We start from the raw sequence: 16,484 nt of genomic DNA, 5'->3' as shown, positions 1-16,484 counted from the left end.
GGGTTTGTGTCGTTCGCCAATATTATGAACGACACAAACCCTGTGGGAGCGTGGCTTGCCCGCGATGCTTTTAGAGGGCGAAAGGTAGTGGCGTGTTGACCTTCTGCCGTTGCGTCAGCCGCAACTGAAATTCCATCGGATCGTGAATCAACACGTCCTGCCCGGCGAAAGACTCCGCGGCGATCAACCGCGACAACCAGAACCGTACGCACGCCACGCGCAGCATGGTCGGCCATAGCTCGGCTTCGGCAGCGGTAAACGGTCGCAGCGCGGCATAGGCGCCCAGCAACGCCCGCGCCCGAGCGCCATCGAGCTGCCCTTGCTCGTCCGAACACCAATCGTTCAAGGCAATCGCCACGTCATAGAGCATCGGCCCCGAACAGGCGTTGTAGAAGTCGATCAACCCGGTCAGGTGCGTGCCTTCGAACATCGCATTATCGCGGAACAGGTCGGCGTGGATGTTGGCTCGCGGCAGCGCCAGAATTTTCGTCTTCTGCTGTGTGATTTCATCCAGCGCCCGTTGCAGCAAATCGCTTTGCTCGGCATTCAGATGCGAAAGCAACTGCGTGCCCTCCTCCAGCATCCAGTCCAGGCCGCGATCGGTTTTGCGTTTGATCATGTTGGCCTGGGTCGCCAGGTGCAAATGAGCCAGCAGCTCGCCGACCTGAGCGCAGTGCTGCGCGTTGGCGTCCTTGACGTGCTTACCGGCCAGACGGGGCTGCAACAGCGCAGGTTTACCGGCCAGTTCACGCAACGCGACGCCGTCGGTGGTGCGCAGGGCATAGGGCACCGGCAGATCGGCGTCGTGAAGCACGTCGAGCAGCTCGATGAAGAACGGCATCTCCTGCACCGGACCGCGCTCGACCAAGGTCAGGACAAACTCGCCCTGCTCCAGGCTGATAAAGAAATTGGTGTTTTCGCTACCGGCGGCGATCCCCTGGAAATCAAGCAGGCGGCCAAGCCCGTAAGGGGCGAGAAAGGTTTCCAGCTCGGGCCGAGCCAGGGGGGTGAACACAGACATGGTTAAAACTGCCAGTACGGGCGCCGCGACTGCCGGCGCCGATTTAAGTTAGGAGCGGCTTACCACTCGAATATTTTCCACGACGGAATCAACATATCCGGCTGATCCGAGCGAATGAAGTTACCGTCCGAGCCATCAGCGCGCACCAGGAAATACGGTTTACCGACTTTCGGGGTCACCTTGATGGCATACAAAAAACCATTTTGCCGATATTCCTGAATGGTTTTGTCACCTTCCGTGCGGATCGTTACATCCGGATCTGCCGAGGGGGCGTCGTCCGCCGCCATGACAGCCAATGGAGTGATTGCAAACAAGCCAGCCAGCAACAAGCGATTTAGTGTGCGCATGATAACCTTGTCCCTTTGTCGTCAACGGTCCCGCTATTCTAGCGCCGGACCCGCCGAAAAGGTTGATCCTGCTCATGAGCCAAGCCCCCCTCGTCCTGGTGGACGGTTCTTCTTATCTGTACCGCGCCTTTCACGCGCTGCCACCGCTGACCACGTCCAAAGGCCTGCCGACCGGTGCGGTGAAGGGCGTATTGAACATGCTCAAGAGTCTGCGCAAGCAGTACCCGGACAGCCCGTTCGCCGTGGTATTCGACGCCAAGGGCGGGACGTTCCGCGACGCGATGTTCGCCGAATACAAGGCCAATCGCCCAAGCATGCCCGACGACATGCGGGTCCAGATCGAGCCGCTGCACGCCAGCGTCAAGGCCCTGGGCTTTCCACTGCTATGCGTGGACAACGTCGAAGCGGACGACGTGATCGGCACTCTGGCCCGCAGCAGCGCGGCCGCCGACCGTCCGGTGGTGATCTCCACCGGCGACAAGGACATGGCGCAACTGGTCGACGGGCACATTACCTTGGTCAATACGATGACCGGTAGCGCGCTGGACGTGGAAGGCGTGAAGGAGAAATTCGGCGTCGCTCCCGAGCAGATCATCGATTACCTGGCACTGATGGGCGATTCATCCGACAACATCCCGGGCGTTCCGGGTATCGGTCCAAAGACCGCTTCCGGTCTGCTGGTCGGTGTGAACGGTGGCCTGACCGAGCTCTATGCGCAGCTCGACATCGTCCCGACCCTGCCGATTCGCGGCGCCAAGACACTGCCGGCCAAACTCGAAGAGCATAAGGAAATGGCCTTTCTTTCTTATCGGTTGGCAACCATCAAGATCGACGTACCGCTGGACTTCGGCCTCGACGACCTGCATATGGGCCCACCGGATCACGAAAAACTCGCCGAGTTGTATTCCCTGCTGGAGTTCAAAAGCTGGTTCGAAGAGAACCAGCGCGATGCCAAGCGCGCAGGTCAGGACATTGTTGAAGTCGTCCAGGAGCAGCCGGGAGCAGCCGAAGCGAAGTACGAAACCGTCCTCGACCGGGCGCGTTTCGAGGCCTGGCTGGACAAGCTCGACAAGGCACCGTTGATCGCCTTCGTCACCGAAACCAATGGCACCGATGCTCAACATTCGCAATTGGTGGGTCTGGCGTTTTCCGTCGCGGCCAACGAAGCAGCCTACATCCCGCTGACCCATTCCTACATGGGCGTGCCGGAACAGCTGGATCGCGACACTGTACTGCTGGCGCTGAAACCGCTGCTGGAAAACCCGAATAAGCTGAAAGTCGGCCAACACGCCAAGTTCGAAACCAATATCCTCGCCAACTGCGCCATCGGTGGTGATCAGAGCAACGGGATTATTGTTCAGGGCATCGCCTACGACACCATGCTCGAGTCTTACGTCCTGGACTCGACGGCCACCCGTCACGACATGGACAGCCTGGCGCTCAAGTACTTGGGCCAAAGCAAGACCGACATTCAAGGGATCGCGGGCAAAGGCGTCAAGCAGCTGACCTTCGACCAGATCTCGCTTGAGCTGGCGGGCCCCTATGCTGCCGAAGATGCCGATGTCACCTTCCGGCTGCACCTGGCTTTGCAGGAAAAACTGGCAGCAACGCCAAGCCTGGGCAAGGTGCTCAACGAGATTGAAATGCCGCTAATGCCGGTTCTGGCCCGTATCGAGCGCCAAGGCGCACTCGTGGACGCCAACTTGCTGGGCATCCAGAGCGTCGAACTGGGCGAGAAACTGATCGCCCTTGAGCGTGAGGCCTTTGCCATTGCCGGTGAGGAGTTCAACCTCGGTTCGCCGAAGCAACTGGGCATGATCCTCTACGAAAAACTCGGTTTGCCCGTACTCAGCAAAACCGCCAAGGGCCAGGCATCGACTGCCGAAGCGGTGTTGGCCGAGTTGGCCGAACAGGACTACCCGCTGCCCAAGGTGCTGATGCAATACCGCTCGCTGAGCAAGCTCAAAAGCACCTACACCGACCGTTTGCCAGAGCAGATCAACGCTCGCACCGGGCGCATTCATACGTCTTACCAGCAAGCCGTCGCCGCCACCGGACGTTTGTCGTCGATCGACCCGAACCTGCAGAACATTCCGATTCGCACCGCCGAAGGTCGTCGGATTCGTCAGGCGTTCGTCGCGCCCAAAGGCTACAAGCTGCTGGCCGCGGACTATTCGCAAATCGAACTGCGGATCATGGCGCATCTGGCCAAGGACGAAGGCTTGCTGCACGCCTTCCGCAACAACCTCGATGTACACCGCGCTACAGCAGCGGAGGTGTTTGGCGTCGAGCTCGACGCGGTCACCAACGATCAGCGTCGCAGTGCCAAAGCCATCAACTTCGGCCTGATCTACGGCATGAGCGCGTTTGGACTGGCCAAGCAGATCGGCGTTGACCGTAAACAATCCCAGGCCTACATCGACCGTTACTTCGCCCGTTATCCCGGCGTGCTGGAATACATGGAGCGCACGCGCGCCCAGGCCGCCGAGCAAGGTTTCGTCGAAACCATCTTCGGCCGTCGTCTCTACCTGCCGGAAATCAACGCGAAAAACCAGGCCCTGCGTAAAGCTGCCGAGCGCACGGCGATCAACGCCCCGATGCAAGGCACCGCGGCGGACATCATCAAAAAAGCCATGGTAGCGGTGGATAACTGGCTGACATCGTCCGGCCTTGACGCCAAAGTCATCCTGCAGGTGCATGATGAATTGGTGCTCGAGGTGCGAGAGGACTTGGTCGACCAGGTCCGTGAGGAAATTCGCGTGCACATGAGCAGCGCCGCACAGCTGGATGTACCGCTTCTGGTCGAGGTAGGTGTAGGCAACAACTGGGATGAGGCGCACTAAGTCGCCTGAGGGACATGTGTGCTGCGGCCTCTTGCCGCAGCACAAAATAACGAAGGGGTATAGTGCGGAAAATAACGACGATTATTTCCAATGGTTTTTGAAAATAGTCTGAACTAAATCCGTGAACCGCCACTCAGAGATACTGAATGGCTGGTGAAGCCCTTCGATGCTCCTATGTTGTGTTAAGTGTTGGCAGATATCTGGACCCCGCCCTAGCGGTCCGGAACTTGAACCCCGGAACTTCTCCCTCCCCATATGAAGTCCGGGGTTTTTTTTGCCTGGCTTTTTTCCCTGCAAGCCTTATTCGGCAGTCTCGCTGCCCTTGTCCGCCAGCTCCATCCAGCCCGCCAATACAGTGTAGGCGTCTTCCAGGCCCATGCGCTTGGGTGCCGAAAACAGCTGGATAGTGATCGTATCGCCCCAGCCCTTGCGGATTTCCGCCTGAACCTTGAGCAGCACGTTTTTCGCCGCGCCATAGGTCAGCTTGTCTGCCTTGGTCAGCAAAATATGCATCGGCATGCCGCTGGCGACGGCCCAATCGAGCATCAGCAGGTCGAAGTCAGTCATTGGATGACGGATGTCCATCATCAGAATCAAACCTTTCAAACTCTCGCGACCGCCCAGATAGGCTTCGAGGTGACGCTGCCAGTGCATCTTCAACGGGATCGGTACTTTCGCGTAACCGTAACCCGGCAGGTCGACCAGACGGCGTTCATCGTCTAGCTTGAAGAAGTTCAACAGCTGTGTGCGCCCCGGTGTTTTCGAGGTCCGCGCCAGGCTGGCGTGTGTCAGGGTGTTCAATGCGCTGGACTTGCCGGCGTTGGAACGCCCGGCGAAGGCCACTTCAAAGCCTTCGTCGTCGGGGCATTGATCGACTTTGGCGGCGCTGAGCATGAATGTGGACTGTTGGCACAGACCGAGGATGGGGTTCTTGAGTTGCATGGGATTTCCGATGTGGGCGGCGCCGGGAATGGACGCGGCAAGCAGTGTCGTTTCCGTTTCAGTGACGCCAGTATATAATGCCGCAGATTTTGTGTGCGCTTTGTCCCAGCGTAGGATGAAGTTCACGAGAGCGATTAACCTTGATTGCGCATTAGAACGCAGCACGCTCTCAACCCTGAAAAGGTCGTTTTATGACGAAATGGCTGCTAGCTGCCGGTGTCTTGATGCCGCTTTACAGCGCTCAGGCTACACAGGATCCGGAAGCTGTGTACAACCGTGTTTGTGGTGCCTGTCATTCCGGCCAACTACCCATGGCGCCTCGCAAGGGCGATCAGGAAGCTTGGACGCCGAGGTTGGCGAAAGGTATGGAGACGCTGGTGCAACACGTGACCCAGGGTTTCAAGGCGATGCCGCCGCGTGGTTTGTGCATGGACTGCAGTGCCGAGGATTACCGAGCCATCATCCACTGGATGAGCGAGTAAACCCGGCCCATAACTCTTTAACCCTTAGCCGTAGTTGGATTAGCTGATGAACAAATTGATCGTGAGTCTGCTGTTGACCGTGGGGATCTCCGGCATTGCCCATGCTGCAGGTGATGCGACTGCTGGTCAGGCGAAAGCCGCAGTATGTGGCGCCTGTCATGGCCCGGATGGCAATAGCATGGCGCCTAACTTTCCGAAACTGGCAGGTCAGGGCGAGCGTTATCTGAACAAGCAGCTGCACGACATCAAGTCCGGCAAACGCACGGTACTGGAAATGACCGGCCTGCTGACCAACCTGAGCGATCAGGACCTGGCCGATATCTCCGCCTACTTCGCCAGCCAGAAAGGCAGCGTCGGCGCCGCCGACCCGAAAGTCGTGGCTCGCGGTGAAGCACTGTTCCGTGGTGGCGATCTGGCCAAGGGCCTGCCTTCTTGCACCGGCTGCCATTCGCCTAATGGCACCGGCAACGCCGCAGCGGGCTTCCCGCATCTGGGCGGGCAACACGCTCAATATGTCGCCAAGCAACTGACCGAATTCCGCAAGGAAGAAGGCGGTCGCACCAACGACGGCGATACCAAACCGATGCAGAGCATCGCCAAAAAGCTGAGCGACGAAGATATCGCCGCAGTCTCCAGCTATATTCAAGGCTTGCACTAAGGCCTGTGATCGAGCGTTACGAGTGGTGTACATCTCTTGCAACGTTAACACTCGATTAATCCGTCGATGCAAACATAAAAAGGGTAGCTTTGGCTGCCCTTTTTTGTGGCCGCTGCCGTTACACTACAAACTCAAGCCCGCCAGGATCTGTCTGAAAACAGGTCGCGCGAGGCGACCCAATTGTCCAGGAGTAAAGCATGCGTAATCTGATCATCAGCGCCGCGCTCGTCGCTGCCAGCCTGTTCGGCATGACTGCCCAAGCCGCCGAAAAACCTGAAGCGCCCTATGTCGAGCTGAGCAATCCGGTCCCGGTGGCCGTGCCTGGCAAGATCGAAGTGGTGGAGCTGTTCTGGTACGGCTGCCCGCACTGCTACGCCTTCGAACCTGTCATTAACCCATGGGCTGAAAAGCTGCCTGCCGACGTGAACTTCGTGCGCATTCCCGCCATGTTTGGCGGCCCGTGGGACGCACACGGCCAGATGTTCCTGACGCTTGAAGCCATGGGTGTCGAAAGCAAGGTTCACGCTGCAGTGTTCAACGCGATTCAGAAAGAACACAAGAAACTGACCGACAAAGAAGACATGGCGGACTTCCTGGCGACCCAAGGTGTAGACAAGGAAAAATTCCTGGCCACCTTCGACTCCTTCGCCATCAAGGGCCAGATCAACAAAGCCAAAGAACTTGCCAAGAAATATGAAATCTCCGGCGTGCCTACCATGGTCGTCAACGGTAAGTATCGCTTTGACATCGGCTCTGCTGGCGGAGCCGAACAAGCGCTCAAACTGGCCGACCAACTGGTTGCCAAAGAGCGAGCGGCAACCAAGGCCGTCGCCAACTAAGCGCGGCACCTGCCATGCGCCGCTGGGGAACTGAACGTATCGTTGGCCTGCATCACCCGAAGGTCAACGAGCATCACCTGGAATCGACGGGGTTGCCCGTGGACAACCGTCTGCGTTTGCTCAGTTTCAATATCCAGGTCGGTATCAGTACCGAGCGCTATCGGCACTATCTGACCCGCGGCTGGCAGCATCTGCTGCCGCACACCGGGCGCGCCGACAACCTGCAAAAAATCGGTAATCTGCTGGGTGACTTCGATCTGGTCGCCTTGCAGGAAGCCGATGGCGGCAGCCTGCGATCAGGCTACGTCAATCAGGTCGAACACCTGGCGCAGCTCGGCGCCTTCCCTTATTGGTATCAACAACTCAATCGCAATCTCGGTCATCTCGGCCAGCACAGCAATGGCGTGCTCAGCCGCCTGCGCCCGTGGGCGATCGAAGATCATCCGCTGCCAGGACCCAAGGGTCGCGGGGCCATTCTGGTGCGCTTCGGCGAAGGTCCGGAGGCACTCGTGGTAGTAATGATGCACCTGGCGCTGGGCGCTCGCGCCCGGAGCATGCAACTGGCCTACATCCGTGAGTTGATCGGCGGCTATAAACACCAGGTGCTGATGGGCGATATGAATACCCATGCCAGTGACTTGCTGCAAAACTCCCCGTTGCGTGATTTAGGCCTGCTCGCGCCGCAACTGGAAGCGACCTTTCCCAGCTGGCGCCCACAGCGCTGCCTGGACCATATTCTGCTCAGCCCCACCCTGACCCTTGAAAAGGTCGAAGTGCTGGCACATCCCATTTCCGATCACCTGCCGGTCGCGGTAGAGATTCGTCTGCCGGGTTCGCTCACGGCCGATGCATTGCCCGCGTTGAGTCCTGCCTGAATGAGCGACGAAGCACAGCGCTGGAAAGAGAAATACCTCAAAAGCATCGAACAACAGGAAAAACTGGAACGTCGATGGGACGCCCGGCTTGATCTGCTGCGTCGTGGGCTGGTGCGCAGTACCCTGGCCGCGGAAGGCACCGATCGCGCTGTTGATCAATGCATGAAGGAAATGCGCGAAGTCGTGCGCACCGATGACATGGACGCCGGCCTGGCTGCCTTGCTGCCACGCCTGGAAAAAGCCGTGCTCGACTCCGAGCAACGCAGGGAAACCCGGGTCAATCAAGTCAGTGCGGCACTGACGGCGCTGGTCTCTCAGTTGCAAGCACTGCCTTTGCCCCGGGAAGTGAGCCGGCCGCTGAAAAATTTCGCCAAGCAGCTGGACGGACGCGTAGGCCAGGCCCGTGAAATCCCGTTGCTGCTCAGCGAGCTGAGCGGCTTGCAAGGCAAAGCCTTGAACCTGCTGGAGAACCCCGCTGAACCTGATCGTCCAAGCTTTCTGCAGCGCCTGTTCAGTAGGGAAACGGAGGAGACCGCGCCACAGATCGCCGTCCCCGAATCACAAATGCCTGCCCCGCCATCTGTCGAACCGGTTGCAGCACCGGCCGAGCCCCCACAAGCGATGGTCAATCTCTCGCCAGTCGCCGATAAACCGCAACGGGTGTTGCCAACCGTAGAAGCCGCCCTGCCCGACACTGCACCGCTGCAAATTCAGGCGCCAACAGCAATGGCTCCTGCCGCTGAAGTCGTGGCGTTTGTCCCACCCATCCTTGAGCCAGACACTACGAGCAGCCAGGTCCCGGAGTTACAAACCCGACCGAATGTCGAGCAACCACAAGAGCCGGTTCCAGCGGTTGCCCTACCGACCACTCAGGCTCCGTCGGCAATCAATCCCGATGAACTGACTCCGATGCCCATCGACCCAGAGTCCGAGCACGATATTCTATATGCCCTGCCGGACTCGCCGGAGCCGTCCTACAGCTCTGTCGCCAAGCACATCGAAGACACCCTGCTGGGGCTTCTCGATGATCTGGCGTTGCCCGAGCGCCATCGTCCGCAAGCCGAGGCGATGCGCGATCGTCTGCAAAATGGCTTGAATTGGTATGAATTGCTGCCCATCCTCGATGATCTGGCAACCTTGATGCTGGCCATTACCGACAGCGGCCAGCACGAATTCGAAGCGTATCTACAGCACCTCAACGAACGCCTCGAGTCATTTCAGAGCAATCTGCAGGCCGCCAGCGAAGGCCACGCCGACAACAGCTCTGCCGCGCGCGCGATGGACACGCAGATTCGCGAGCAAGTCGACGGCTTGCAAAGCAGCATGCAGGAGGCAGCGGACCTTGATGATCTCAAGCATATGCTGGAAAACCATCTCGAAGGCCTGCTCGGTACGATGGATCAGCACCAGAAGCAACGCGACGAACGTGAGAAGGAAGTAGCCGCCCGCCTGCAAAGCCTGGCCGAAAGGGTTGCTCACATGGAGCAGGAAGCCCTGGGCTACCGCGAGCATCTCGAAGAGCAGCGCCAGAAGGCCTTGATCGATCCCTTGACCGGCCTGCCGAATCGAGCAGCCTGGAGCGAACGCCTGGAGCACGAAATCGGTCAATGGAAACAACATGGCAATACCCTGTTGCTGGCAATGCTCGACCTCGACCATTTCAAACGCATCAATGACAACTATGGCCATCTGGCGGGCGACAAGGTGCTGAAAATCATCGCCAACGTGCTGCGCAAGCGTCTGCGCGGAACAGACTTCATTGCCAGGTTTGGCGGCGAGGAATTCGTGCTGCTAATGCCAGCCACACTACCGATGGCTGGCGCGAAACTACTGGAAACATTGCGCGCATCGATCGAAGCCTGCCCGTTTCACTTCAAGGGTGAGCGAGTCACCATCACTATTTCCATGGGGCTGACTGCCTTCAGACCGGGCGAACATAGCGATCTTGTGCTTAAAAGAGCTGATCAGGCGCTATATCGGGCGAAAAATACCGGACGAAATCGAGTAGAACTGGGCTGATAGCCAATTGTTCCATTTTGTTTAAAGGAGCATTTTTTGCCGTCAGCGCCGCAAGGCAATACGTTACACTGTTGCATTATTGTCTCGCGTGTATTGCCCTTGCCATGAAATGTCTTGTTCTTATTGCGTCGCTGCTTCTATTAGCCGGTTGTGCCAGTGGCCCCCGAATCGATACCAGCCACGTTTCAGCCAATCACGACAGTCGCATTCAGTTCGTGGTGATGCATTACACCTCCGCATCCCTGGAGACCTCGCTGCAATTGCTGACCCATGGCGAGGTCAGCAGCCACTACCTGATTAGCGACGACAAGCGCGCCACTATATATAAGCTAATGGATGAAAATTTCCGGGCCTGGCACGCTGGCGAAAGCGAATGGCAAGGCCGGACATGGTTGAACTCCAGTTCCATTGGCATCGAGATCGTCAATCAGGGCTTTGAGGACACCCCGAACGGGCGTCTTTGGTATCCCTACAGCGAAGCCCAGATTCAGTCGATGATCTTTCTGCTCAAGGACATCAGCAAGCGTCAAGGCATCAGCCCCCGCCATATCATTGGCCATAGCGACATCGCACCGATGCGCAAGCTCGACCCCGGCCCGCTGTTTCCCTGGAAGCGCCTGGCTGCCGAAGGCCTGGGGATCTGGCCGGACGAGCAGGCCGTGGCGCGCCAGCAAGCCCAGTTCGCGGTGCAATTACCCAGCATCAGTTGGTTTCAGGGGCAGCTTGCCCGCCTGGGCTACGCCACGCCGCAAACCGGCGAACTGGATGTAGAGACACGTAATGTGCTGGCAGCCTTTCAGCTGCATTTTCGCCCTTCCCGTTTCGACGGTACACCGGACGCACAAACTGCGGCGATTCTTCAGGTGTTGAATCAGACAAAATAATGACGCCCGCCCGACGGTCAGCGCTTTTTCCAAATCAGCAGCTATAACTCATTGGTAATTCTTCGGATATTCCATGATGCCTGCTGCTCGGGAGAGACTGCATAGCTGGTTCTATCGCCCTTGGTTTTTGGCGATGCTGGCGACTGCCCTGAGTGCAACGCTTTTGACGGTCGGCAGTTTGTTCGTGGCGATGCATCAGGTCGAGCACAACGAGAGCCAGGAAATGAACGCCCAAGGTGAGCGCTTCCTCGCCCGCCTGGAGCAACTGTTCGGACAGCTGCGCGAAAGCCTCGATGACCTGGAGGCCCAGCCGCTGCGAGGTTGCGATGATGACATGATCGCCACCCTGCAGCAGGTCAGCTTCAATTACCGCTTCGTTTATGAAGCCGCTTATATGGACACTTCGCGAATCTGCTCCAACCGCCCCCGTCAGGAAGGGGTGTCGCTGATCCGACCGCCGGACATCAAGGGCCCCACCTACAGCTATTGGCTCAACACCACCACCGAACCCGATGAGAACCGCGCCGCACTGATGCTTGGGCGTGGCAATTTTCGGGTGGCGACGTCCCGCGGGCATTTGACCGACATGGTCGATCTGTCTCCGGGGAGCAGCCTGTTGGTGGTGCTCGACCACGGCACCCGGGCGATTCCGGTACTCGGTGTCGCGCAGGCCTGGCCCCCCGCGGAACCCTGGCCCCCGAAAAGCCCCAATGCGCTGCAAGTCACCCATACCCGCCTGATTTACCGAATGCCCACTAACACCCCCGAATACCAACTGGTACTGATCACCCCACGCACAGGAATGCATGTACCGGCGGTATGGTGGTGGCTACTGCCGGCCAGCCTGGCGCTGAGTGCCTGTGTCGGCATTCTGGTGTTTTTGCTGGTACGCCAGCGTCAATCGCTGGATGCCGAACTGCAAGGCGCCATGCGGCGAGGCGAGTTACAGGTGTTGTATCAACCGATCTTCGACCTCGACAGCCGCAACTGCGTCGGTGCCGAAGCCCTGCTGCGCTGGCGAAGGCCGGACGGCACGCTGACCAGTCCCGACCTGTTCATTCCGATGGCGGAGAATACCGGCCAGATCCGCCAGATGACCGACTTCGTATTACAACGCCTGCTTGAACAGCTCGGGCAACTGTTGCGGTCCAACCCGCAGCTGTACATCTCGGTCAACCTGGCGGCCTGCGATGTCATGGTGCCGCGTATCGGTCAGGTGATGGCGCGCCTGCTGAGCGTGCACCGAGTGGCGGCCAGGCAGATTGCCTTTGAAGTGACCGAGCGCGGATTGGTGGATGTGGTGGTGGCCAGAGAAAACCTGCAAGCCCTGCGGGATGTAGGGCATCAGGTACTGATCGACGACTTTGGCACCGGCTATTGCAGCCTCGCCTACCTGCAAACCTTACCGGTGGACTGCTTGAAAATCGACAAGGCGTTTATCGACGCGCTGGGCCATGATGCCGCCAGCAGCGGCGTGGCACCGCACATCATTCGCATGGCTCAGGCTCTGCAACTCAAAGTGATTGCGGAAGGTATCGAACACGAAGCCCAAGCGGTGTTTCTGAGCAGCGAAGGGGTGAAGTTCGGTCAGGGCTGGCTGTTCGCCCACGCACTGAGCGCCGTGCAGTTCATCGAACTGATTACCCGTGGCCGTCGATTGAGCACACGACGTCTGGATGACGAAGCCTGAGAAGGTTCCGGTTTATATCGCCAGCGCCATGTAGAACTGCGTCCCCTGCCCCGGCCGCGAGTAAACACCCATCCGCCCGCCATGCAGCTGCACAATTTCCTTGCACAGCGCCAGACCCAGGCCGGCACCGCCCTTTTTGCGGCCGACCTGAACAAAGGGCTCGAAGATCCGTCCTTGCTGGCCGTAGGCAATGCCTTCGCCGTTGTCCTCGACGCTGATAATCATCCGCTCACCATGGCGCCGGGCCTGCAAACGGATCAGTCCGTCGTGGGAGGTATGACGCAAGGCATTGTCGATCAAGTTGTCGAGCACCCTTTCCAGTTGCGCCTGATCAGCTTGCAGACGCGGCAACGGTCCCTGCACTTCCACCAGCAGCTCAATCCCCTTCTCCTGCGCCGAGCTGGCAAAACGTGTCTGTGCCTGATCCAGCAAGTCTTCGATGGAGCACGGTGCCAAGGTGAGTTTTTGCAAGCCGTTTTGATAGCGAGAGAAATTCAGCAGGTCGTTGATCAACTGCATCAGGCGCCGCATTTCTTCGTTGACGGTGTCCAACAGGTCGGCTTCGCGGGAGTCTTCGGCAAAATGCGTCCGCTCGCGGAACAGGCCGAATGCCATGTGCATCCCGGTAACCGGTGTGCGCAACTCATGGGAGGCGCGCAAGACGAACTCGCTGCGTACCCGTTCGAAGGCGCGCTGTTCGGTGACGTCATGCAACACCATCACAGCGCCGAGAATATGGCCCTGGGTATGGCTGACCGGCGTCAGGCTATACGTCAGCAATCGCGACTCCCCATCAACCTCGATGCTCAAGTCGTCCGGCGCGCGTTCCAGCGTGCCGCCGCGCAATACCAGTTGCAGTTGTTCATCCAGCTCGGGACGCTCAAGCGCCGTGCCCAGACCTTGGCCGAGACGCTCGGTATCCCAGCCTAATTGGCGCTGAGCCACGGGGTTGAGGTGCTCGAGATGACCTTGACGATCAATGATTAGCAAACCGTCGTCGATGCTGTCGAGCACCGCTTGCAAACGTTGCTGACCGGCGAGCAGCTCGTCGATATTGGTAGCTTGGTGCTCACGCAGTGCCTCGGCCATGATGCCAAAGCGGCGGGTCAGTTGGTTCATTTCCACCGCGGAGGAAATCGGCAGGGTCACTTCGAAATTACCCTGGCCGATGTTGTCGGCCGCCGCGGCCAGGGCCTCGATCGGTGCCCCGAACCGCCGGGCGATCGCATGGGCGGTAATGAACCCGATAAACAACACCGCCACCCCGACCAACCCAAGCAGGCCGGCAATCAACAGTGCCCGCTCCCGGGCCTTGCGTTCGATCTCAGTGATGTTTTCCAGTGCGCGCTTCTGTTCAGAGATCAAACCGTTACGCAACGCGTTGAATTTTTCCGTGAGACCCTCGTTATCATTGACTACCTGTACCGGAGCGCGGGAAAGATCAAAGGCCTGCAACAAGTTCTGATAATCAGCCTTGGCTTTTTTGAAACCATACTGGGTATCCTCGCTGGCCAGCTCGCGAGCAATGCCTTCGTCAAGCAATTCAAGGGCGTGTTGCCTGGATGCCTCGAACGCCGCAGGGTCAGGGTTTTCGTCAAGCACGATGATCAGTTGATCACCCAGGGTCTGACGCAGCTTCAATCCCAGATCCAGCGTGACGAAGTTGTCACGGATCAAGGCTTCCTGAGTCCCTGCCATCTGCATCACGCTGACCAGTCCGAGCAAAAGCCCAAGCAGCGCCACGGTGATCAGCGCGGAAATACTCAGAAACAGCCGGGTGCGCAACGTCATCGCCAGTTTCATCAGTTACGACTCACAGGTTGTACTGCTTGCGTTTGCGGTACAGGGTCGAGGCGTCGATACCCAGGGTCTTGGCCGCCTGATCCAGGGTCTCGGCCGTGGCCAGAACCGCGCCAATGTGAGCTTTTTCCAGTTCATCCAGGCTCAGCGCAGCACCAATGCGTGGCGTGTGGTTGGTCGGAGTCTCGGCCATGCCCAAGTGGCTGAGCTCTACCCGCTCCTGCGGACAAATGATGCTCGCGCGCTCCACCACGTTGCGCAACTCGCGAATGTTGCCCGGCCAGCGGTAGCTCAGCAGCGCTTCGCGGGCCTCGTCGCTGAAACAGCGGGCCGGACGCGAGTACTCCTTGACGAAGCGCGCCAGGAAACGGTCAGCCAGGTTCAGAATATCTTCCCTGCGCTCACGAAGCGGCGGCAGGTGCAACGTGATGACGTTCAGGCGATAGAGCAAGTCCTCACGAAAACGGCCCTCGCGAACCATGTCTTCCAGATTGAGGTTAGTGGCTGCGAGGATTCGCACGTCGGCGCGACGGGTCACCGGGTCGCCCACGCGTTCGTATTCCTTGTCCTGAATGAAACGCAGCAATTTGGGCTGCAAGGTCAAAGGAAAGTCGCCGATCTCGTCGAGAAACAAAGTCCCGCCGTCGGCCTGATTGACACGACCCAAGGTGCTTTCGCTGGCACCGGTAAATGCGCCACGGCTGTGGCCGAAAAGCTCGCTGTCCATTAATTCGGCAGTCAGGGATGGGCAATTGATGGTGACGCAGGATTTCTTCTGGCGTTTACTCCAGCCGTGAATCGCCCGTGACAGCTCACCTTTACCGGTGCCGGATTCGCCGAGAAGCAGGATATTGGCGTCGGTGCTGGCGACCTGGCGCGCGGTTTCGAGCACCACTTTCATGGCCGGACTGTGGGAATCCAGCCCCTCCTTGGGTTTGCGCACTTCGCCTTCGAGGGCTTCCAGTCGCGCCGAGAGTTGCCGTACTTCCAGCTGTTTGGCAGTGGCCAGACGCAACTGGTCGGGGCTGCAAGGCTTGACCAGATAGTCGGCGGCACCGGCCTGAATCGCATCCACGGCAGTGTCCACGGCCGAGTGAGCAGTGACGATCACCACCCGCATCCACGGTGCCTGGATGCGCATCTGGGCCAATACATCGAGCCCATTGTCTTCACCCAGGCGCAAATCGAGGAAGCACAAATCGAAAACCTGGCGCTGCAACAAGGCTTCGGCCTGAGCAGCGCTGGTCGCGGTGGCCACGCTATAGCCTTCGTCTTCGAGGCAATAGCGAAAGGTTCGGAGGATGGCGGACTCGTCGTCCACCAGAAGAATGCGGCCTTGATGCTCAGTGGCTGATTCCATGTTCCTACGCTCCTTTAATTGTTGAATTTTGGTTACGCCCGGAAAAATCGGGCAACTTGCATGATTGATTGTGGCCGATTTCAGCCATATCAGCGGAGCCATCTACTTCGCCACAAGATAACTCACTGATTTATTTAATTTTTTATTAATGAACCGTTCTTCGGCGATTGCCTGCGTCCCTTTCTGACATCCGCGCCCTTCGTTCAATTCCAAAAATATTGAAAGTTTCGGCGAATTCATCGTGCATTACGCACGGCCTTGAATGGGCCATCGTGCAGGATGCGTCCAAACCGATTTTCACATATCAGTTAACTCATTGATTTTAATCGTATTAAACCCGACAAAAAGGTGGCATGCAGGCTGCAGGTGTCTGAGTAATCAGGGCATTTAATAAATCAGTGCCCGCCAACTACCCACAGTGGGAGGACTTCAGGATGATTCGCCAAGGTGCCGCCCAATTGCGTATTTCGCCATTGCATATTCAGCAAGGCTTGTTCGCCCTGTTGGCATTGTTGATCACCTTGATTGGCGGCCAGCAGTTCTTGCGTTGGGAACAGAGCCAGCAGCCAGAGACGCCGCACCTGTCGATTCCACCTCCCCCCCAAACCCACTTCAGCGCTGTCAGCAACCAGGCTGACAGCGACTCGATGCGAATGATGGACGTCGACCAGGCCCAGCCTGTGGACGAGACGCCTCAGGAGCGTTGGGTGTTTTAAGCAAACGA

The 16,484-nt window shown here is 58.4% G+C and carries 14 protein-coding genes; 9 read left to right on the top strand and 5 right to left on the bottom strand.

Annotation, left to right across the window (positions count from 1 at the left end):
* Positions 1 to 70 precede the first annotated feature (70 nt).
* Together PSH97_RS00310 and PSH97_RS00305 are read right to left on the bottom strand one after the other, a co-directional pair.
* Positions 71 to 1,021 carry a homoserine kinase gene (locus tag PSH97_RS00310; RefSeq protein WP_305447648.1) on the bottom strand — a complete coding sequence of 317 codons (951 nt, stop codon included), beginning with the start codon at positions 1,019 to 1,021 and terminating at the stop codon, positions 71 to 73.
* Positions 1,022 to 1,080: 59 nt separating this feature from the next.
* Positions 1,081 to 1,368, bottom strand: coding sequence for a DUF2782 domain-containing protein (locus PSH97_RS00305; RefSeq protein ID WP_008076254.1), 288 nt, complete (start codon positions 1,366 to 1,368; stop codon positions 1,081 to 1,083).
* Positions 1,369 to 1,442: 74 nt separating this feature from the next.
* On the opposite strand from PSH97_RS00305, the gene polA reads away from it, so the two are divergent.
* Positions 1,443 to 4,211: a DNA polymerase I gene (gene polA / locus PSH97_RS00300; protein WP_305447647.1), complete on the top strand. Its 2,769-nt coding sequence runs from the start codon at positions 1,443 to 1,445 to the stop codon at positions 4,209 to 4,211.
* Positions 4,212 to 4,511: 300 nt separating this feature from the next.
* On the opposite strand, the gene yihA is transcribed toward polA, so the two are convergent.
* Positions 4,512 to 5,153, bottom strand: a complete 642-nt coding sequence (gene yihA, locus PSH97_RS00295) for a ribosome biogenesis GTP-binding protein YihA/YsxC (RefSeq protein ID WP_305447646.1) — start codon at positions 5,151 to 5,153, stop codon at positions 4,512 to 4,514.
* 191 nt (positions 5,154 to 5,344) lie between these two features.
* On the opposite strand from yihA, the gene PSH97_RS00290 reads away from it, so the two are divergent.
* The 7 genes from PSH97_RS00290 (at position 5,345) to PSH97_RS00260 (ending at position 12,600) form a co-directional block, all read left to right on the top strand.
* Positions 5,345 to 5,635 carry a c-type cytochrome gene (locus tag PSH97_RS00290; protein WP_038980343.1) on the top strand — a complete coding sequence of 97 codons (291 nt, stop codon included), beginning with the start codon at positions 5,345 to 5,347 and terminating at the stop codon, positions 5,633 to 5,635.
* Between the two features lie 46 nt (positions 5,636 to 5,681).
* On the top strand, positions 5,682 to 6,293 hold the full coding sequence (locus PSH97_RS00285) for a c-type cytochrome (protein ID WP_205888941.1): 612 nt from the start codon (positions 5,682 to 5,684) through the stop codon (positions 6,291 to 6,293).
* A 197-nt stretch (positions 6,294 to 6,490) separates the two neighbouring features.
* Positions 6,491 to 7,132 carry a thiol:disulfide interchange protein DsbA gene (gene dsbA, locus PSH97_RS00280; protein WP_305447645.1) on the top strand — a complete coding sequence of 214 codons (642 nt, stop codon included), beginning with the start codon at positions 6,491 to 6,493 and terminating at the stop codon, positions 7,130 to 7,132.
* A 14-nt stretch (positions 7,133 to 7,146) separates the two neighbouring features.
* Positions 7,147 to 8,007 carry an endonuclease/exonuclease/phosphatase family protein gene (locus PSH97_RS00275; RefSeq protein ID WP_305447644.1) on the top strand — a complete coding sequence of 287 codons (861 nt, stop codon included), beginning with the start codon at positions 7,147 to 7,149 and terminating at the stop codon, positions 8,005 to 8,007.
* Positions 8,008 to 10,026, top strand: coding sequence for a diguanylate cyclase (locus tag PSH97_RS00270; protein WP_305447643.1), 2,019 nt, complete (start codon positions 8,008 to 8,010; stop codon positions 10,024 to 10,026).
* 104 nt (positions 10,027 to 10,130) lie between these two features.
* Positions 10,131 to 10,910 (top strand): N-acetylmuramoyl-L-alanine amidase, encoded by a 780-nt coding sequence (locus tag PSH97_RS00265; RefSeq protein ID WP_305449888.1) that lies wholly within the window; start codon positions 10,131 to 10,133, stop codon positions 10,908 to 10,910.
* A 73-nt stretch (positions 10,911 to 10,983) separates the two neighbouring features.
* Complete coding sequence (locus PSH97_RS00260; protein ID WP_305447642.1) at positions 10,984 to 12,600, top strand: EAL domain-containing protein; 1,617 nt, start codon at positions 10,984 to 10,986, stop codon at positions 12,598 to 12,600.
* A gap of 12 nt (positions 12,601 to 12,612) precedes the next feature.
* On the opposite strand, the gene PSH97_RS00255 is transcribed toward PSH97_RS00260, so the two are convergent.
* Complete coding sequence (locus PSH97_RS00255) at positions 12,613 to 14,403, bottom strand: KinB sensor domain-containing domain (protein ID WP_305447641.1); 1,791 nt, start codon at positions 14,401 to 14,403, stop codon at positions 12,613 to 12,615.
* A 10-nt stretch (positions 14,404 to 14,413) separates the two neighbouring features.
* Complete coding sequence (gene algB, locus PSH97_RS00250) at positions 14,414 to 15,760, bottom strand: sigma-54-dependent response regulator transcription factor AlgB (RefSeq protein WP_305447640.1); 1,347 nt, start codon at positions 15,758 to 15,760, stop codon at positions 14,414 to 14,416.
* Between the two features lie 434 nt (positions 15,761 to 16,194).
* Here algB and PSH97_RS00245 point away from each other — a divergent pair, with 434 nt between their 5' ends.
* A complete protein-coding gene (locus PSH97_RS00245) occupies positions 16,195 to 16,476 on the top strand; it encodes a hypothetical protein (RefSeq protein WP_305447639.1) in 282 nt (93 codons plus the stop codon).
* Positions 16,477 to 16,484: the final 8 nt, after the last annotated feature.

Origin of the sequence: Pseudomonas cucumis, assembly GCF_030687935.1 — a bacterium.
Taxonomy (GTDB): Bacteria; Pseudomonadota; Gammaproteobacteria; order Pseudomonadales; family Pseudomonadaceae; genus Aquipseudomonas; species Aquipseudomonas cucumis.
The sequence above is the reverse complement of the archived record's forward strand: the minus strand, read 5'-3'. Positions and strand labels throughout refer to the sequence as shown.